General features: G+C 55.2%; 20 protein-coding genes, 1 tRNA gene and 1 pseudogene. 15 read left to right on the top strand and 7 right to left on the bottom strand.

Annotated features, from left to right (window positions below; translation table 11 throughout):
* The first annotated feature begins 125 nt into the window (after positions 1-125).
* The 4 genes from QN219_RS04990 to QN219_RS04975 all read left to right on the top strand — a co-directional run bounded on the left by QN219_RS04990 (position 126) and on the right by QN219_RS04975 (position 2999).
* Positions 126-215 (top strand) — tRNA-Ser (locus QN219_RS04990).
* 167 nt (positions 216-382) lie between these two features.
* A complete protein-coding gene (locus QN219_RS04985; RefSeq protein ID WP_283998467.1) occupies positions 383-1621 on the top strand; it encodes a phage integrase central domain-containing protein in 1239 nt (412 codons plus the stop codon).
* A 31-nt stretch (positions 1622-1652) separates the two neighbouring features.
* Entirely contained in the window at positions 1653-2003 is a 351-nt protein-coding gene (locus QN219_RS04980) for a hypothetical protein (protein WP_283998466.1), read from the top strand.
* A gap of 204 nt (positions 2004-2207) precedes the next feature.
* Positions 2208-2999 (top strand): DUF4145 domain-containing protein, encoded by a 792-nt coding sequence (locus QN219_RS04975; protein ID WP_283998465.1) that lies wholly within the window; start codon positions 2208-2210, stop codon positions 2997-2999.
* A 7-nt stretch (positions 3000-3006) separates the two neighbouring features.
* Here the strand turns inward: QN219_RS04975 and QN219_RS04970 are convergent, their stop codons facing one another.
* The 3 genes from QN219_RS04970 to QN219_RS04960 form a co-directional block, all read right to left on the bottom strand.
* A complete protein-coding gene (locus QN219_RS04970; RefSeq protein ID WP_283998464.1) occupies positions 3007-3321 on the bottom strand; it encodes a succinoglycan biosynthesis protein exoi in 315 nt (104 codons plus the stop codon).
* Positions 3322-3462: 141 nt separating this feature from the next.
* Positions 3463-3651: an HNH endonuclease gene (locus QN219_RS04965; protein WP_283998463.1), complete on the bottom strand. Its 189-nt coding sequence runs from the start codon at positions 3649-3651 to the stop codon at positions 3463-3465.
* Positions 3626-4006 carry a hypothetical protein gene (locus QN219_RS04960; protein ID WP_283998462.1) on the bottom strand — a complete coding sequence of 127 codons (381 nt, stop codon included), beginning with the start codon at positions 4004-4006 and terminating at the stop codon, positions 3626-3628. The genes QN219_RS04965 and QN219_RS04960 overlap by 26 nt, the downstream gene beginning before the upstream one ends.
* A 104-nt stretch (positions 4007-4110) precedes the next feature.
* Here QN219_RS04960 and QN219_RS04955 point away from each other — a divergent pair, with 104 nt between their 5' ends.
* Both QN219_RS04955 and QN219_RS04950 read left to right on the top strand, forming a co-directional pair.
* A complete protein-coding gene (locus QN219_RS04955) occupies positions 4111-4350 on the top strand; it encodes a helix-turn-helix transcriptional regulator (protein ID WP_283998461.1) in 240 nt (79 codons plus the stop codon).
* Between the two features lie 187 nt (positions 4351-4537).
* Positions 4538-4801 (top strand): hypothetical protein, encoded by a 264-nt coding sequence (locus QN219_RS04950; RefSeq protein ID WP_283998460.1) that lies wholly within the window; start codon positions 4538-4540, stop codon positions 4799-4801.
* Between the two features lie 12 nt (positions 4802-4813).
* Here the strand turns inward: QN219_RS04950 and QN219_RS04945 are convergent, their stop codons facing one another.
* On the bottom strand, positions 4814-5122 hold the full coding sequence (locus QN219_RS04945; RefSeq protein ID WP_283998459.1) for a hypothetical protein: 309 nt from the start codon (positions 5120-5122) through the stop codon (positions 4814-4816).
* A 119-nt stretch (positions 5123-5241) separates the two neighbouring features.
* On the opposite strand from QN219_RS04945, the gene QN219_RS04940 reads away from it, so the two are divergent.
* The 7 genes from QN219_RS04940 to QN219_RS04910 all read left to right on the top strand — a co-directional run bounded on the left by QN219_RS04940 (position 5242) and on the right by QN219_RS04910 (position 9283).
* A complete protein-coding gene (locus QN219_RS04940; RefSeq protein WP_283998458.1) occupies positions 5242-5787 on the top strand; it encodes a hypothetical protein in 546 nt (181 codons plus the stop codon).
* Positions 5748-6107, top strand: coding sequence for a hypothetical protein (locus QN219_RS04935; RefSeq protein WP_283998457.1), 360 nt, complete (start codon positions 5748-5750; stop codon positions 6105-6107). The genes QN219_RS04940 and QN219_RS04935 overlap by 40 nt, the downstream gene beginning before the upstream one ends.
* Positions 6108-6197: 90 nt before the next feature.
* Positions 6198-6383 (top strand): hypothetical protein, encoded by a 186-nt coding sequence (locus QN219_RS04930; protein WP_283998456.1) that lies wholly within the window; start codon positions 6198-6200, stop codon positions 6381-6383.
* Entirely contained in the window at positions 6380-6916 is a 537-nt protein-coding gene (locus tag QN219_RS04925; RefSeq protein WP_283998454.1) for a hypothetical protein, read from the top strand. The genes QN219_RS04930 and QN219_RS04925 overlap by 4 nt, the downstream gene beginning before the upstream one ends.
* 123 nt (positions 6917-7039) lie before the next feature.
* A complete protein-coding gene (locus QN219_RS04920; protein ID WP_283998452.1) occupies positions 7040-7372 on the top strand; it encodes a hypothetical protein in 333 nt (110 codons plus the stop codon).
* Positions 7373-7555: 183 nt separating this feature from the next.
* Positions 7556-8920 (top strand): hypothetical protein, encoded by a 1365-nt coding sequence (locus QN219_RS04915; protein ID WP_283998451.1) that lies wholly within the window; start codon positions 7556-7558, stop codon positions 8918-8920.
* Positions 8921-9100: 180 nt separating this feature from the next.
* Entirely contained in the window at positions 9101-9283 is a 183-nt protein-coding gene (locus QN219_RS04910; protein ID WP_283998450.1) for a hypothetical protein, read from the top strand.
* 483 nt (positions 9284-9766) lie between these two features.
* Here QN219_RS04910 and QN219_RS04905 read toward each other — a convergent pair whose 3' ends face one another.
* The 3 genes and pseudogenes from QN219_RS04905 to QN219_RS04895 form a co-directional block, all read right to left on the bottom strand.
* Positions 9767-11521, bottom strand: a complete 1755-nt coding sequence (locus tag QN219_RS04905) for a hypothetical protein (RefSeq protein WP_283998448.1) — start codon at positions 11519-11521, stop codon at positions 9767-9769.
* Between the two features lie 311 nt (positions 11522-11832).
* Positions 11833-12077, bottom strand: a pseudogene (locus QN219_RS04900) (ATP-dependent DNA ligase); the annotation flags it as partial.
* Between the two features lie 142 nt (positions 12078-12219).
* Complete coding sequence (locus QN219_RS04895; RefSeq protein WP_283998446.1) at positions 12220-12849, bottom strand: hypothetical protein; 630 nt, start codon at positions 12847-12849, stop codon at positions 12220-12222.
* 611 nt (positions 12850-13460) lie between these two features.
* Between QN219_RS04895 and QN219_RS04890 the strand changes: the two genes are divergently transcribed.
* Positions 13461-13679: a hypothetical protein gene (locus tag QN219_RS04890; protein WP_283998444.1), complete on the top strand. Its 219-nt coding sequence runs from the start codon at positions 13461-13463 to the stop codon at positions 13677-13679.
* A complete protein-coding gene (locus QN219_RS04885) occupies positions 13676-13864 on the top strand; it encodes a hypothetical protein (protein ID WP_283998443.1) in 189 nt (62 codons plus the stop codon). The genes QN219_RS04890 and QN219_RS04885 overlap by 4 nt, the downstream gene beginning before the upstream one ends.
* The last annotated feature ends 209 nt before the right edge of the window (positions 13865-14073 follow it).

Genomic DNA, 14073 nt, shown 5'->3' with positions numbered 1-14073 from the left:
AACGCCGCCGAGCACGTTGACGCGGCGATCAAAGCTGCTAAAAAGCCAGCCGTCGAGTGATTGGGTAGCAAGCGGTAGCAGTTGCCGTTTTCAGGAACCAACAATTGTTGGACTTTCGATCGACTGGAGGAGTGGCCGAGCGGTTTAAGGCACCGGTCTTGAAAACCGGGGTGCGTGAAAGCGTACCGTGGGTTCGAATCCCACCTCCTCCGCCAGTTGTCTTTCCCATTCATATCCATATAGTGCCGTAAGCCCTGATTTTCCGGCGTTGCGGCTGCTGCAGCGTTCCCACGTTTTGCCACGCGATGCCACCCATACCCCCGCTTCTGGGGGTGCTTTTTGGGGTATCGAGTCACGAATTTGGGGGTATGCTGGAGAACCGATGCTTACCGACGCACAAATAAGGAAAGCGAAGGCGGAATCGAAGCCGAGGAAGCTGTCGGATGGTGAAGGTCTGTTTCTCTTCATCACGAAGGCCGGCAGCAAGCTTTGGCGCCTGAAGTATCGGTTCAACGGCAGCGAAAAACTCCTTTCGATCGGCCCCTACCCGTCGGTTTCGTTGGCTGACGCGCGCCAGGCAAAGGACGACGCAAAGGCCCTTCTTAGGGCTGGCAAGGATCCCGCCATCGCCAAGAAACTCCAAAAGCTGGCGGGAGAGAAACGCAGCGCTGAAACTTTCGAGGCGATCGCGCGTGAATGGCACGCATTGCAGAAGTCGCAGTGGGTCGAGAAGCACGCGCAAGACGTGCTCGACAGCTTCGAGAAAGAGGTATTTCCACACATTGGCAACTCTCCCATTAGAGAGTTGGATGTGCCTGAAATAATGGGCGTCCTGCGGCTCATTGAGAACCGACAGGCGCATGAAACCGCACGTCGCGTAAGGCAACGAGTTTCTGCCGTTTTCGTCTACGCGATTGCGTCTGGCCGAGCCGCCGCGGATCCTGCCGCGGTCGTCAAGGGTGCTTTGGCTCCATTGGTGAAGGGTCGGCAGCCGGCAATCACGACGCTCGCCGAGGCGCAGGAGATCATCCGCAAGGTAGAGAATGAACCTGCGCACCCGGCAACCAAGCTAGCGCACCGTCTACTTGCTCTAACTGCGCTCCGACCTGGCACGCTGATCGCAACGCCCTGGCTGGAGTTCAACGGCGTTATCGACGATGTGTGGCAAGTGCCGGCCGCGCGAATGAAACTCAAGCGCAAGCACAAAGCGGAGAGCGCCAGGGATCATTTGGTGCCACTCTCGTGGCAAGCGCGGGAGGTTATTGAAGCGTTGAGGACGATTACCGGACGTGGCCCCCTCGCCTTTCCGAATACAAGGCATTCGCACAAGCCCATGAGCGAGAACGCGATCGGCTATCTGCTTAATCGAGTTGGCTATCACCACAAGCACGTCCCGCATGGATGGCGATCAACCTTCTCGACGTTGATGAACGAGCGTGATCCCGCAGACAAACCGGTGGTCGACCTGATGCTTGCGCACATTCCGAAGGACAAAGTGGAAGGCGCCTATAACCGCGCGCTGCACTTGGTCCGGAGAAAAGAACTGGCTCAGATCTGGGCCGACATGTTGTTGGAGGGAATGCCTCCCGCGGTTGCTCTTCTGGAAGGGCCGCGGCGGTAAGTAATTTTGAGCCAATAACGGAGAGGGTCAAATGACGGCGAAGAAAGCTATTGGCCAACGAGGGTCATGGTTCGCAAATGTCGATGGGAAAGAATTACCGTGCGTGCACAAGCATTGGCTAAAGGGTCTCGCCTATCATGACCCATTCAAGCCCCTGGTAAATGGACCGAGCCCGGCCAAAATTCATGAATATGTGCAAGCAATTCAACGGGAGAAGCAGGTGGTTCTTACCAACGACGCTGTCCTCTGTGATCCACAAGGCATGGTCAAAGGGTTCACCCGCCAGAATTACATCGCGGTCTTTGCAGTTGAGAATGTAAAATTTGACCCGAGCACTGGACTAAAATTCACGATCACCAGTAGATTGTCCGATCTGCAATAATGTTAGGACGCATCTACATCGCTCGACCACACCCTCGACTTCCGCCAGCCCGGGATGGCGCCTGACTGAAACACGGCACATGCGGCCCTCGCTCGCTCACGCGATCGTATCTGTTTTTTCAGTTGGGGATGTGAACAAACAGCGATTCTCAAGCGGGTTCCGGTTGAGCTAGATTTGGTAAGAAACAGTTTCTCAGGTGACGTCGTGAAATATGTGACACCATCCGTTCGCAAAACCGCATTCAACTGCCCGCATTGCCACGTTCTTACCACCCAATTCTGGTACTCCGCACACGCACACAGACTGGAAAAGGATAACCTTCCATTCGTCGTCGGGCCTGATAATCGCGAGGAATACCGCTTTGATGACATAAAGGATACCGAACAGCGGAAGCGGCTAGGCGAGTGGGTGGACAAAGTGGCGACCGGCAAGCCGATGTTTGAATCTCATTCCGAGTACCGAAACTTAGACGTCACTAACTTACATTTTAGTAAGTGCTATGAATGTACGCGTATCGCCGTATGGATAGCTGACAAGCTTGTCTATCCCGCCACAGGGACTGCGCCTCCTGTAAATGTGGATACACCCGACGACATCAAAGCTGACTACAACGAGGCAAGCAGTATCCTTGCCACATCCCCAAGGGGCGCGGCTGCATTGCTACGCCTCGCTATCCAAAAGCTGTGCAAAGAGCTGGGGCAACCCGGAAGGAACATTAACAGCGACATAGGCTCCCTCGTAAGCGGCGGGTTGGATAGAAGAATCCAAAAAGCGCTAGATGTGTTGCGGGTAATAGGCAATGACGCTGTTCATCCCGGGCAAATTGATCTCCGTGACAGCCTTGAAACGGCTGAAGGGCTATTTCGCCTTTTCAATTTGATTGTTGAAAAGATGATCTCCGAGCCGAAGCATATTGAGGAGATGTATGGGCAATTGCCACCTGAAAAACTGCAGCAGATAGAGGAACGGGACAAACGACGTGCCGAGGAGGCCTGACGGCGCCTCACACCTTCGACTTCCGCCAACCAGCCGCCCAAGCCTCAAATTCCGAGCAAAACCAACGCTCTCCGTATTGGGGGCTAATCTTCGTCTGCGAGTAATATCTCTGCCCCGGCACGTGGAAGATCCGCTCGCCCGTGTCGATGCTGACATTGCCTTTGATGTTGCAGGATCCGCCTGTGCCGCCGTTGAATGAGGCAATGAGGTCGGTTGCCGTCATGCCGCCGGCCGCGCCTAGAGCGAGCGCAGCTATTACCAGCCCCGGATACGACAGGACCGATCGCTTCTGCGGACGATATCCGTATTGGCGGTAACCCATGCCCCCTCTCCGCCAGGTTTCGCGCGGAGATAGTAATTGAGAGCATGCATTAGCGAAAGCTGCACAATTGGGTTAGTTGGCAACCGGCCGGCGCGCTGCTGGTGTGGGCGCAGGTGGTGGCCGCGCCGGCCATTGGTGACTCTAAAACTCGTTGCGTCGCCAGGACGCATAGCTCAGCCAGTCGATGGCGCCACGGCCATCATTGCAAGCCTTACAGGCTACAGCCAAGTTGTCTGGGTTATTCTTCCCTCCGTCAGCGCGTCGACGCAGGTGCTCGAGGGTGGCGGCGTCCCGCCGCTGGCGATCACGCCAGTTGTAGCTGATTGTCATGTGCTGGCCGCAGTAGCAGCACCGGCCGTTCTGCAAGTGGAATAGCAGCAGGGTGTACGCGCGCTTGTCCCTGGTCTTCATCGTGAGCAGCCTTCAGGAATTCAGCCCTGGCAACGCGATACGGTCTATCGCCACAGTTGCCGCGGATTACCTCAATTTCGTAGTGCTGATGGCCCACCCTGCTCTTGTGGCGCTCTTTGACCACCGCCACGAGGCCATGGAACTTCACCAGGTCGCCGACCTTAAACTTCCATCTGGCATAGGCGAGCTTCGGATCTCTTCTCGGCAGAAGACGCCTAGGCAGGGCTTCCAGTCTTTCGCGAGTGGCGGGGGAGATGAAGTATTGCTGGTCCATCGTAGGCTCCTCGTGTTGCGTTTGTCGCAGTGTGTTTGTACACTGTACCGACACAATAGCCGATTATGATGCTGTGTCAACATGCATTTGTACAGGGTACCAACATGAAGCCTATTCAACTCAAAATGGCACGTGCTGCGGTCGGCTTGGGCGTTCGCGAGCTTGCCGAATTGGCCGGCGTTACAGCGAACACGATCACGCGCATCGAGAACGGCGCCGATGCAAAGCAATCCACTTTGGATGCACTGCGCGCGGTACTAGAGAAGGACGTCATCTTCCTTGACGACGGCGCAACCACGCCAGGCGGCCCGGGCGTGCGGCTGCGTTCTGCCGATCGCGCATGAAATGGCTCGTGACGGGAGCTACGGCGATCGCAGTCCTGCTACTATTCCTGCTAGTCTCTGGCATTGCCGATATACCGTGCCAAGACGGGAGTTGGGATCCCGACAAATACACCTGTGTGCACTCAGGAGTGATGCAGTGACAGCGACACAAGTTCGCTGCCGCTCCTCCACGTGCTATAAAAGGTCAATGACCCAAGCAGATAAGCAGTACGAGTTTTCAGAATTCTCCGGCGAGTTCGTCGATGACGATGTGACGGTTATTCTGCGCATCTACCGGTCAGCCGGCACCTATCTCGACTGGACACTGGAAGTGCTTGACGAGGAAGGGAACACAACTGTCTGGAATGATACCTTCGTCACCGATCGGGAGGCGTTTGAAGAATTTCTCGCGACTGTCCGGCGGAACGGTATCCACACTTTCTCAGATCAGCCGGTGCAAAGGTTGCATTGACGCTTGACCGCGTCATTTCGCACCAATAGTTTCCAAATCGCGGCCCACCAAACCGCAGCGCTCTAGCGGCGACACCACCACAAGAAGAGACGACGACAAGGCGGTCGGCATCCGTGCCGACGGCAATGTGTTTTCTCGTTTATGGAGGTGGCTACGGTGCCAACCGTTCCGCTCGATACGATCTACACCACGGATGAAGCCGCCGAGCGCCTCCGCGTCACGCGGCGGACAATGATCAAGCTCGGTCGAGATCTTGGCTCCTGCTCGCTGATTGGTCGCGAGTATTTTTTCAGCGAGCGCGATCTCGTCGACATTTGGCAAGCGCAGCGCGCAATGCCGACGAGCTCTCAAGGACGCGCGGTCAACGTGAGGGGGTTTCTGTCTGATCTGCAGCTTCAGCGATCCTTGCTCTCACTGAGCCAGAAGAAACGGCGCGGCCAATGAGCTCAGATCTCCTCTCGCAGCTTCCCTTATTCGCCACCGACCAGCAACTGGCCGTCGCTATCGTTGGCAGGGATCGCGCGACGATGTGGGTGAAGACAGTCATTCCGCAACTGGAGCGGAAGGGCTTTCCACGAATCGATCCGCTGCACGATGGCCGACCAGTGCCGCTCGTGCGAAAATTCTACGACGGATACCTTGGCCTCACCGCTGGCTTTGCAGCCGCCGCGCCCGACGGAAAAGAAAATTTAGACGTGTGGTTGAAGATTCGCCGAGAAAAGCAAAAACCACGCCTGGGCCTCAGCGGTAACCACGAGAAGGTCATCCGCTTTATGGTTGATAATACAGACTGCACCACACCGGACGTCATTCCGAACGCCGGGGAGTACACGATGGAGCAGCTAACGAAGCTTGGCGCGCTGAAAGAGACCGGCATCAATTTCCAGGGCGCGCGACAGTGGGTCGTGACTGATGAGGGGCGTCGAGAGATCAAGCGGATAGACGATTGGCGGAACGGAAAGTTCGTGCGCTCGCCACGGTATTGAAAGCTGCACAGGAGGCGCAGATGACAACGCAGAATCTCGAGCAAGAACGCCAGCGACGCATCAAGGCGATTACCGACCGCCGCGACTATCCTCTCGTTGAGATGAGGGAGAAGTTCGCACCCGGCACGCATGGCTGCCACGAGGCACTGCACGTCGCGAGCATGCTCGGGGATTTCGTCGACGAGAGGCTCTGCAACCATCCCGCGGTGCTGCTTAATCCAGAATGGTACCGGCTCGCGTCAGCGGCACAGGATGCGCTCTTTGAGCTCTATCAGGCAATCGGCAGTGCGCATTTAGGTGATGAAAAGCATGGGCAATGACGAGAACGCCACGCGCCTGATCGGCAGCCATGACCGAACTTGACGGCATTCCTAACGCGCGGCAATCTCGATGCAACCTGGGGGTTTTGAATGGACGATGACGTCAAAACAGAAGCTGCAATGAAGGTCGTGCGATTGGCGAAAGAACTCGCAAAAGCGCTAGCAGAGGCGGACGATGTCGGTCTCGATATGTACGTTTCATACAGCGAGGTTAACCTCCCCGATAAACGGCTCAAGCATGTCTTGGCGCACGCTCGGCTAGACCGCTTGGAGTGATGACTGACGCTCCTCGCCTTGTCGGCCGGAAGGAAGCCGCTGCCTACCTCGGCATTGCGCCAGGCACCTTCTCCCTCTGGGTCTCAACCCACAAAATGCCCCCACCTGTTCCAGGCACGCGTAAATGGGATCGCAAGGCCATAGACGCGAAACTGGATGAGATCAGTGGCCTTACTCCAGCTGAGCCCGAGGAAGCCTACGACAAATGGACGAGGGAGCATGGCGAGGCGCAGCGACCCACAAGCGACTACGCTGATTGGAAAGCCAAGAAGCTTAAGCGCCGGGAGAAATATCGGCCACAATTGGGACTAGACGCCAAGCTGGAGCGGATTCTGCGGTTCATGGCAGATCACCCGGATTGCGACACGATCGACATGATTCCGCATGCAGGTCCGGTGACAATCGAATGGCTAGTCGAGAAAAGCGCTGTTCGTCTTGTCGGTACTGACGGCCATGCTCTCCGGTATGCTGTCACGGAAGAGGGTCGCGCGGAACTGCGCCGCCTGCAGAAGTGGAAATCGCTGACGCCGTGAATCACCACGTGCAGCCGCGCTCCCGCCAACACCTGTGGAATACCATTTGATCTGCCCTTCCCCGCACCGTGCAACCATGCTTAGTTGCGTGTTGGGCTAAATTTCTTCTTTGAGGGGCATTAAATGAAATTCCGTCTGGTTGTGCTGGCGACCACGCTGGCTGTGGCTTCCTGCGCAAAGCGTCCTGACGCAATCGTGCCGGTCGATATCCCGATGGCTGCGTACAGCAATCAGGGCTGCGAAGGGTTGGCTCAGGAACTGATGAAGGAGCAGGCCAATCTCGCCAGCCTTTCGAAGCAGCAGAACCAGGCCGCCACAGGCGATGCAATCGGCGTGTTCCTAGTCGGAGTACCTGCTTCCAGCACGTTCGGCGGAGACAAGGAAGGCCAGGTCGCCGTGTCGAAGGGCAAGGTCAACGCAATCGAATCATCGATTAAGGCGAAGGGCTGTCAGTAGGCAGCGGCACGCGGTACGGGATTGTGGCTGGGGGTGCGGCCAGGCAAAACGTGTCCAAGGGGGAAGAAGTTGCGAGCGCGGTGTGAAGGCGAGGCACTTATACGGCACTCAGTTTCTGGCGAGCTATTCTCTGTAGATGCTGATGACCTAGAATGGGAGGTGGTTGACGCCTCGGAACGGCAGATGGGGGATGAACTGCATCATCGGGCGACCGTTGATCATCCGGAGTTAGGCGAGCTCAGTTGGAGTTTATGGGAATACCCAGCCGGAGCTCAGAACAATGCTTTTACAGACTCGAACGGTCACGAGATTGTTGAAGATCTGCGATATTGGCTCGAGAGTGAGCCGGATTTAGAGGCTGAAGCGGCGGAACGGGCAGATCAAGTAAATTCGATTGTTGAGTGGTTCTCTCAGAACTACGAAGATCCGGCCCACAGTCTGCCGTACATAAGCGCGGAGGGAGGATATCAATGGATATCAGGCGGACCCTACGATGCGCGCGAAGTTATCAGTGACGAGTATCCCAACCTTCCCGAAGATGTGCTCGACGCCGCTGTAGAGGCGATCGAGGCGGACGGCATTACCGACTGGGCGCCTGTGCGGGACGCTGACCACTATGACCTCGATGATCTTGCCGAGGACGATCCCGCCGATCAACCGGATGCTAGCTCAATTGCGGAAATTCCTGTCCAAGAGCCCGGTTTGAGCTTTGATCTGAATGAGCGCGGCCGGTTGGACATTATTTCATCTGGCATTCCCGATGCAGATGAACTTCGCGACCTCGTTGATCTCGCCAGTATAACCCTAGCCGCCGTCGAAGATCTGGCAGCCTCTCTAATCGGGACGAATGCTTTTCCATCACTTCTGGCGGTGGCTCAACAATACCGTGCGGCTCTGCGGGAGGAAAAGCTCTCGATCGACAAGATATACGCCTTAGGCGTGCGCCTGGAAAATTCGCGTAGTGCGCTCAGAGCCGCCGCTGCGCACGGTGACGCACCGGAACTTCCGTATGGCTCAAATGAGGCGCTGGAATCCGTTCTCGCTCTTCAAGGCCCGCTCGTTCTCTCAACTAAGCGGGGTCGGCAATTGGCTGACCATGCTAGGACCTATTCCGCGGATCGGTTCAACACCATTGAATATCAGGTCAAGGGGCAAGAGCTTCTTAATGAATTAAAGAAAGCTCCAGACCTAGTCGAGCCTGCCGCGCTTGACATATTGTCCGAGGCTACCGGCGACATGGGATCTGGCCCCTCGCCGCAGCGCTCGAATCACGTGGCGCACACCGGTTATAGAAATCTGCTCATCAAGGTCGCTGGCTTCGCGGCAATAGCTTATTCTACCGGGATCTCGGCCGCGGTGGGTGATGGCTTTACCGCAAGTATTCCCGGCGCCATTTTGACAGAATCGGTTACGGCGGTGGCTAACGGTGCGTGGAACTTCATTTCGAATAATGCCGGTCTGCTCAGGGAGTTCGCAGCAATTGCTGGACCTGACATGTCCTGGTTGTCCGCGCTGGTTACGAAGGTGGTCCGCCTCATAAAGACATAGTCCTGGTCTGGTCCTCGTATCCCCCTGCACGTAAGAGATATATAGGGTCCGTGGGCTCAACGACGCTGATGTGATCAGGTCGCTGGTAGAGCAGTACCCACTTTGGGCGGCGCCTCTAATCCTTGACTGCAACCCGCGTTGTGAGACCCTCTTGGTTGTACTGCGTTAGGGAGGTCGAAGATGACCTTTGACAATGACGTTGAGCTGGCGCTCGCTGCCGCCTGCGAAGAGCTTGAGATAACGCGACAAGAGATGATCCGCCTGATCATGCGCGAATGGCTGGAGCAGTATGGTTTTCTGCCGTTCCGAGAGTTGGACGAGGGCAGCGAAACGAGGGGGAATGCGTTGCCCCACGGGCACTAGGCCATTCGCGTCACGTTATTAGAAACACCCCCGCATCATCCGCCCGCTCCCGGATACCCTTGAACGAGGCGTGCCGTAGCCTGGCAATGCACTATCAATTTGATTCCTCCGGAGGTGGCATTCTCCCCTCCTCGGATAGATTCGAACACGCGGCATCCTGGCAACGTTCGGCTTGGTCGCAATGCCGGTCGGCAAAAAAATCCCAGAACCGTTCTTCCTCAACAATATCCTTCGCCTCGGCAGCGCATTGAGCGCGCGTGTGGTCGATGGACTGTCTCACAAGACCTCTATTTTGATTTTGCCAGATAACGCAGCAGCCGCGATCTGTTGGCGAGGCAGCATAACCTGTGTCGAACGAAGCAATAAAAACAATTCCAAGTGAGATGGCTCGGCGCGATGGCCTTGATACATCCCAGGATGTTAACCGCATGACCTTAGTCCCCGTTCTTTCCGAGCACCCTACTCGCAGAATGGCTGAGTGGATCAAGGAGTGTATTCTCTCCAACGGGAGATTTTTGAAGGTGGGCGGTGTACAAGCTGATACGTGGCACCCGGCGGAACGAAAGCCTCGACCGTACAGTCAGCAACAACACCTGTGTCGCTGAGTGACTGAATTGAGTGTGAGTTCGCCAAAACGTTGTTGACATATAATGAGAGCGCGCAGGATTTCTTACCCTTAGCATCAATAATAACCAGAATTGAATCAGTTTTGTCGTTCCGATACACAGCGCCGGCGTTTCGTTGCCCCAGTTGGAAATATTCAGGTATCGGGGGTGGAACATTTTTTTGCTGCGTTTCGTTCCACATTGACCATGCTTCTTCCATTGACTTGCGCAGTGCCGCGGCCTCCGATGAATCGGAGGGCTCGCTTGGCCGCACAAGCGGGGTAAGCTGGATCGCTACGTTCTCACTCTCCCCTAAGATCATCTGATTAAAATTGAGCTCAATGCTTCGCTCTAGATCGGCCAAGCTGACTACATAAGCATCCACGCTCGTCGGAACCCAGCGATCGCCACTTCTCTTAAACGTAACTCCCGATTCGGCAGTCAAGTTATCTGCATCTTCCTTCGTAAACTTGATCCCGCTGTATTCGCCAGAGGCCTTATCGTTCATCTCTGCGGCCTGCTTCAATGTATTCGCTAGCTCTTCGCTAACAGTGATCTTTTGTATAGATAAGCCACCCATCTTGTACTTAGCAGTCCACGCGTCCGCGGATTGCTCTTGAATGATAACCCGCTCCTTTTCCAGGTGACCGAAGAAGTGGTTAAATAACTGGTCTACAATGTCGCTCTTGCAGACCTCAGAATCACAAATTTGGTCAATCAAAACACCAGTCGTAGCGCGCTCTATGTTGGAATCCAGCCATGTTCGATTAATTATTCTGTAATGCTGCGTATCAGCGGTGGATTGGCTTTGCTGACTACCTCCACCAATTGAGATGCCCCCTAATTTTACGCCAATGCCGGCGCCCTTCCCTTTATTGGTGAGTGTTGTCCGATTTACCTCTGTTTCATTATTTCTCAGTTGCGCGCCAAGGTCGGACTGGACCAGAGTTGATGCAGCCGCGGCAAGTTTGTTTACCTTAGCTGTCGCGCCGACGATGAACATAAGAGCAGTCAGTCTTTGCGAGTCCGCGATTTCGGCTAACTCGAAGCAAGTGGCTCTTACGCGACCCTCTAATTGCTTAGGAAATCCTGAAGAAACATCGGTCAGAGGAACACCTTTAAGCAAGTCAGTAAGAGGAATGGTATTGATAATCTCGTATGGCAGATTCTCATGATCGAATGCATACGCGACGATCCCAACTGACGGCGGAATTCCTAAGCTGATGTTTGTACCTGCTTTTCCACTATTGAGAACTATCAGACGTTTAATCTCATCAAGAAGATCGTTGCTATAAAATGATAAAGGAATCCGAATTGTCTTCTTTGTGTCATCGACTGATTGCTGATCTTGACACTGTTTTTCATAGTGTGTTTTAAATGAATTCCACTCAGGAATCACGTACGGCAAAAAATTGTACAGGTTTTCCTCGCCGGACACTTTGTAAATGTTTAGAATATTTCCAAATAGACCATGAGGATTTATTGACATTACCAGCTGTCTAGACTTGGATATGCGCTCTTCGCTGGTTACAGGAAGAGCCTGCTGCTCCTCGCCAGCCGGTGATTGCGCATGCGAGATTGCTAAAGAGCCAAATACCGCAATGGAAGTGAGAGTTAGCCCAAGTAAATTCACTTAAAGGCCCTCCGAGCTATCGGTTTCATGCACAGCTTTTCCGTGGCAAGCAGGCGACCCGCGATCTATGCCTCACCTGCCTTGACCATAATGGGTTCGGCTCAACCGGCACCCTGAGCTTGCATTTAACAATCACGAATTTACGTAGGACTGCCGCCAAGGACGGGCGATAATGGTGGTGTGCTATCGCTAAAAAGGTACGGATCGACGATCCCTGACGCTGGCCGCCTCCAAGAACATCGAACAGTGTGCACCAAAAATAAAGTCGATCGTCCCCATACTTGCATGTACTCTAATTTAACATCCTATAGTGTACTCCTCAATAGCAAACTGCGCTCCGAGACCTCCGTACGAAAGCGCTCGGTCCAGTCGTAACCACCGCGGGTTATGACCTTCACCCTCCCTGGTTCGATGTGTGTCCTATTTCACTTCCTAGGCCCAGTCCGGACCCTTCGGCGGCTTGTCGATAAGGGTCCGCGAGGCAGGGGTCGACGCGCGCTGGCATCGGGTCTGGCGGGGGCGCGTCGGGCGGTTTCTTTGAGGGTGATCTAGCCATGCGGGTGTTAACGCTGACCAAGACCATTTGTCTCACGCTCGCGGAAAACACGCGCTGGCAATTGAAGCAGGTCAGCGATCGCCGAAATTCCAGCAAACGCCGGCGCAGTTGCCGCCACTTGGGCCAGCGTTTTAGGCGAGCGTTAGCCACAGGGGGCAACGAGGAAATCGTTATCGGGAGTTCTGGGCGCTTCTATCCGCAAGAACCGAACGCGTTTACCATCCAAATCGTAGGTTCTGTCCTCAGGATTATCGTCCCTTCCCCTCCATCCTCCTCCCGGTGTCGGAGCGGTTCCATATACGTAGATTATGCGGTTTGTACTGGCCAACGGAGAGCCCGCCGGATCGAAGAGCTGGGCGTTACTCCCTGGCTCTACATGGTACCAACTGATTGTTGCCCACTCTCCACCAAGCTTTTGCACTCGAACAGCGAGAGAGAACGGATAGCCGCACTTGTTTCTAAAGTAGAAAAATCCAACCCGCGCACCAATAGCCTCTGCCAGTTCCGGCAGTGTGCTTTCAAGAATAGTCTCGTTTACCCCAAGTTTAATTAATTCGTTCGCTTTCCTGACCCGATCTCTCACCACGCCAAATTTCTGTTCAAGACTGCATCCTGGGCATACTCCCGAGCGTTCAAACGTATCATTCCACCAATCACGACTTTTTGAAGAGTCCTGTGACCTGAAGAAGTCAATCATTTGGGAAGTTACGGCAATACTGCCCGCATATTGAGGAAAGATAGCCGCGACTATGGCAGTCATCATAAGGCGCATTTTTTTTCGTTGTGCGCCAGTTGCTGTCGCCTAGCGGCTGCACGAGCCATCCGCATTGCCCGCTGCCGCTGTGCTTCGCTCGCCGATATCGGCGGCTTAGGTGGCGGCGCGGCCGCGGAAGGAGGTCGGGCAGCTGGAGTTCGTGAAGGCTCCATACGCTCACGGTCACGGTCAGGCCTTTCTGGACGCTCTGGACGTGGCACTACGACGATGATCTCTGCCCCGTCCCTATAGTTCCATTCGGTACGCCTTTCTTGTGCTACGGAAAATTCGAAGCACAACAGGAAAACTGCTGACAATGATGCAAAAAGTGGAGCGGTCCTCATTGGGAGAGCCTCCCTGTGCGTCATCCAACGGTGATCGACGACCGGAGCCGAAAAAAGTTTAAGCTATGGAAATAAAGCCCCAGACCCTAGATGCGATACGATAAGGGTCAACAATAACGTGCAAAATTTAACGGATTATCGAAGAAGAGTCTACAGAGGACCGGGCAACGCTAGTGCACTGCGCTGACGATTCCTGCTGGCGGCGGCCCGCCATGGCTTGACCTTGACCTCCATTGACTCTCGGTGTGCATGAGAAAGTTCACACAAGATCGCACGCTCACCGAAATGAGCGACGAAGCAGGCACGCGCACGCGCAAGGAAACCGCACTCCATGAACACTCGTGCGAACACCCTGGCTACAAGAAATGGGGCAGCTTCGGTTTCGCAGTAGGACGCGGCGAGCCGAACTGGTTCTGCTCTGAGCATCGGCCCGAGTGGAAAATCGGCCCTACCACCCAGGCGTCATTGACGGCGCGGATGGCGCGCGGAATAACCGAGCTATGACCGTAACAATCACAGAAGAACAACGTGAAGCCGCCCACAATCTGCGCGAGTCAATGCGGATCTTCAACCATGCCATTCGCGAGGCAGCGTACCGGGGTCTGCACGTTGAGGTAAACCTGCTTCAGCTGCATCGCAGCGAAGGGCCGACACCGGTTCCGCAGGTCGACGTTCTCGCGAAGTTGTGACGGCGTTCAAGCGGCTGGAGTCTTTCGCGGCAGAACAAGCCGCATTGTTGGTGGCCAGGTGACGACGATGGCGGCGGCAGCCTGCCCCTCAAGACGCGACGACCGCATGGAGCCGGCATCCGGTGCGGCAAGTTCGACTTGCCTTGCAAGCGCGAGCGGAGCGTGCGAAGCGTGAGGCGGCTTGTTGAGGTGCGGCGAGGTGATGACCG

Origin of the sequence: Sinorhizobium sp. 8-89 (genome assembly GCF_030124325.1) — a bacterium.
Taxonomy (GTDB): Bacteria; Pseudomonadota; Alphaproteobacteria; order Rhizobiales; family Rhizobiaceae; genus Sinorhizobium.
The sequence above is the reverse complement of the archived record's forward strand: the minus strand, read 5'-3'. Positions and strand labels throughout refer to the sequence as shown.

What these genes read in the sequence shown, in the direction of transcription:
- QN219_RS04980 (WP_283998466.1), top strand. Translation starts at nt 1,653, where the DNA reads ATGACGGCGAAGAAAGCTATTGGCCAACGAGGGTCATGGTTCGCAAAT.
- QN219_RS04885 (WP_283998443.1), top strand. Translation starts at nt 13,676, where the DNA reads ATGACCGTAACAATCACAGAAGAACAACGTGAAGCCGCCCACAATCTG.
- QN219_RS04970 (WP_283998464.1), bottom strand. Translation starts at nt 3,321, where the DNA reads ATGGGTTACCGCCAATACGGATATCGTCCGCAGAAGCGATCGGTCCTG.
- QN219_RS04895 (WP_283998446.1), bottom strand. Translation starts at nt 12,849, where the DNA reads ATGCGCCTTATGATGACTGCCATAGTCGCGGCTATCTTTCCTCAATAT.
- QN219_RS04960 (WP_283998462.1), bottom strand. Translation starts at nt 4,006, where the DNA reads ATGGACCAGCAATACTTCATCTCCCCCGCCACTCGCGAAAGACTGGAA.
- QN219_RS04890 (WP_283998444.1), top strand. Translation starts at nt 13,461, where the DNA reads ATGAGCGACGAAGCAGGCACGCGCACGCGCAAGGAAACCGCACTCCAT.
- QN219_RS04910 (WP_283998450.1), top strand. Translation starts at nt 9,101, where the DNA reads ATGACCTTTGACAATGACGTTGAGCTGGCGCTCGCTGCCGCCTGCGAA.
- QN219_RS04930 (WP_283998456.1), top strand. Translation starts at nt 6,198, where the DNA reads ATGGACGATGACGTCAAAACAGAAGCTGCAATGAAGGTCGTGCGATTG.
- QN219_RS04965 (WP_283998463.1), bottom strand. Translation starts at nt 3,651, where the DNA reads ATGACAATCAGCTACAACTGGCGTGATCGCCAGCGGCGGGACGCCGCC.
- QN219_RS04955 (WP_283998461.1), top strand. Translation starts at nt 4,111, where the DNA reads ATGAAGCCTATTCAACTCAAAATGGCACGTGCTGCGGTCGGCTTGGGC.
- QN219_RS04940 (WP_283998458.1), top strand. Translation starts at nt 5,242, where the DNA reads ATGAGCTCAGATCTCCTCTCGCAGCTTCCCTTATTCGCCACCGACCAG.
- QN219_RS04950 (WP_283998460.1), top strand. Translation starts at nt 4,538, where the DNA reads ATGACCCAAGCAGATAAGCAGTACGAGTTTTCAGAATTCTCCGGCGAG.
- QN219_RS04985 (WP_283998467.1), top strand. Translation starts at nt 383, where the DNA reads ATGCTTACCGACGCACAAATAAGGAAAGCGAAGGCGGAATCGAAGCCG.
- QN219_RS04920 (WP_283998452.1), top strand. Translation starts at nt 7,040, where the DNA reads ATGAAATTCCGTCTGGTTGTGCTGGCGACCACGCTGGCTGTGGCTTCC.
- QN219_RS04915 (WP_283998451.1), top strand. Translation starts at nt 7,556, where the DNA reads ATGGGGGATGAACTGCATCATCGGGCGACCGTTGATCATCCGGAGTTA.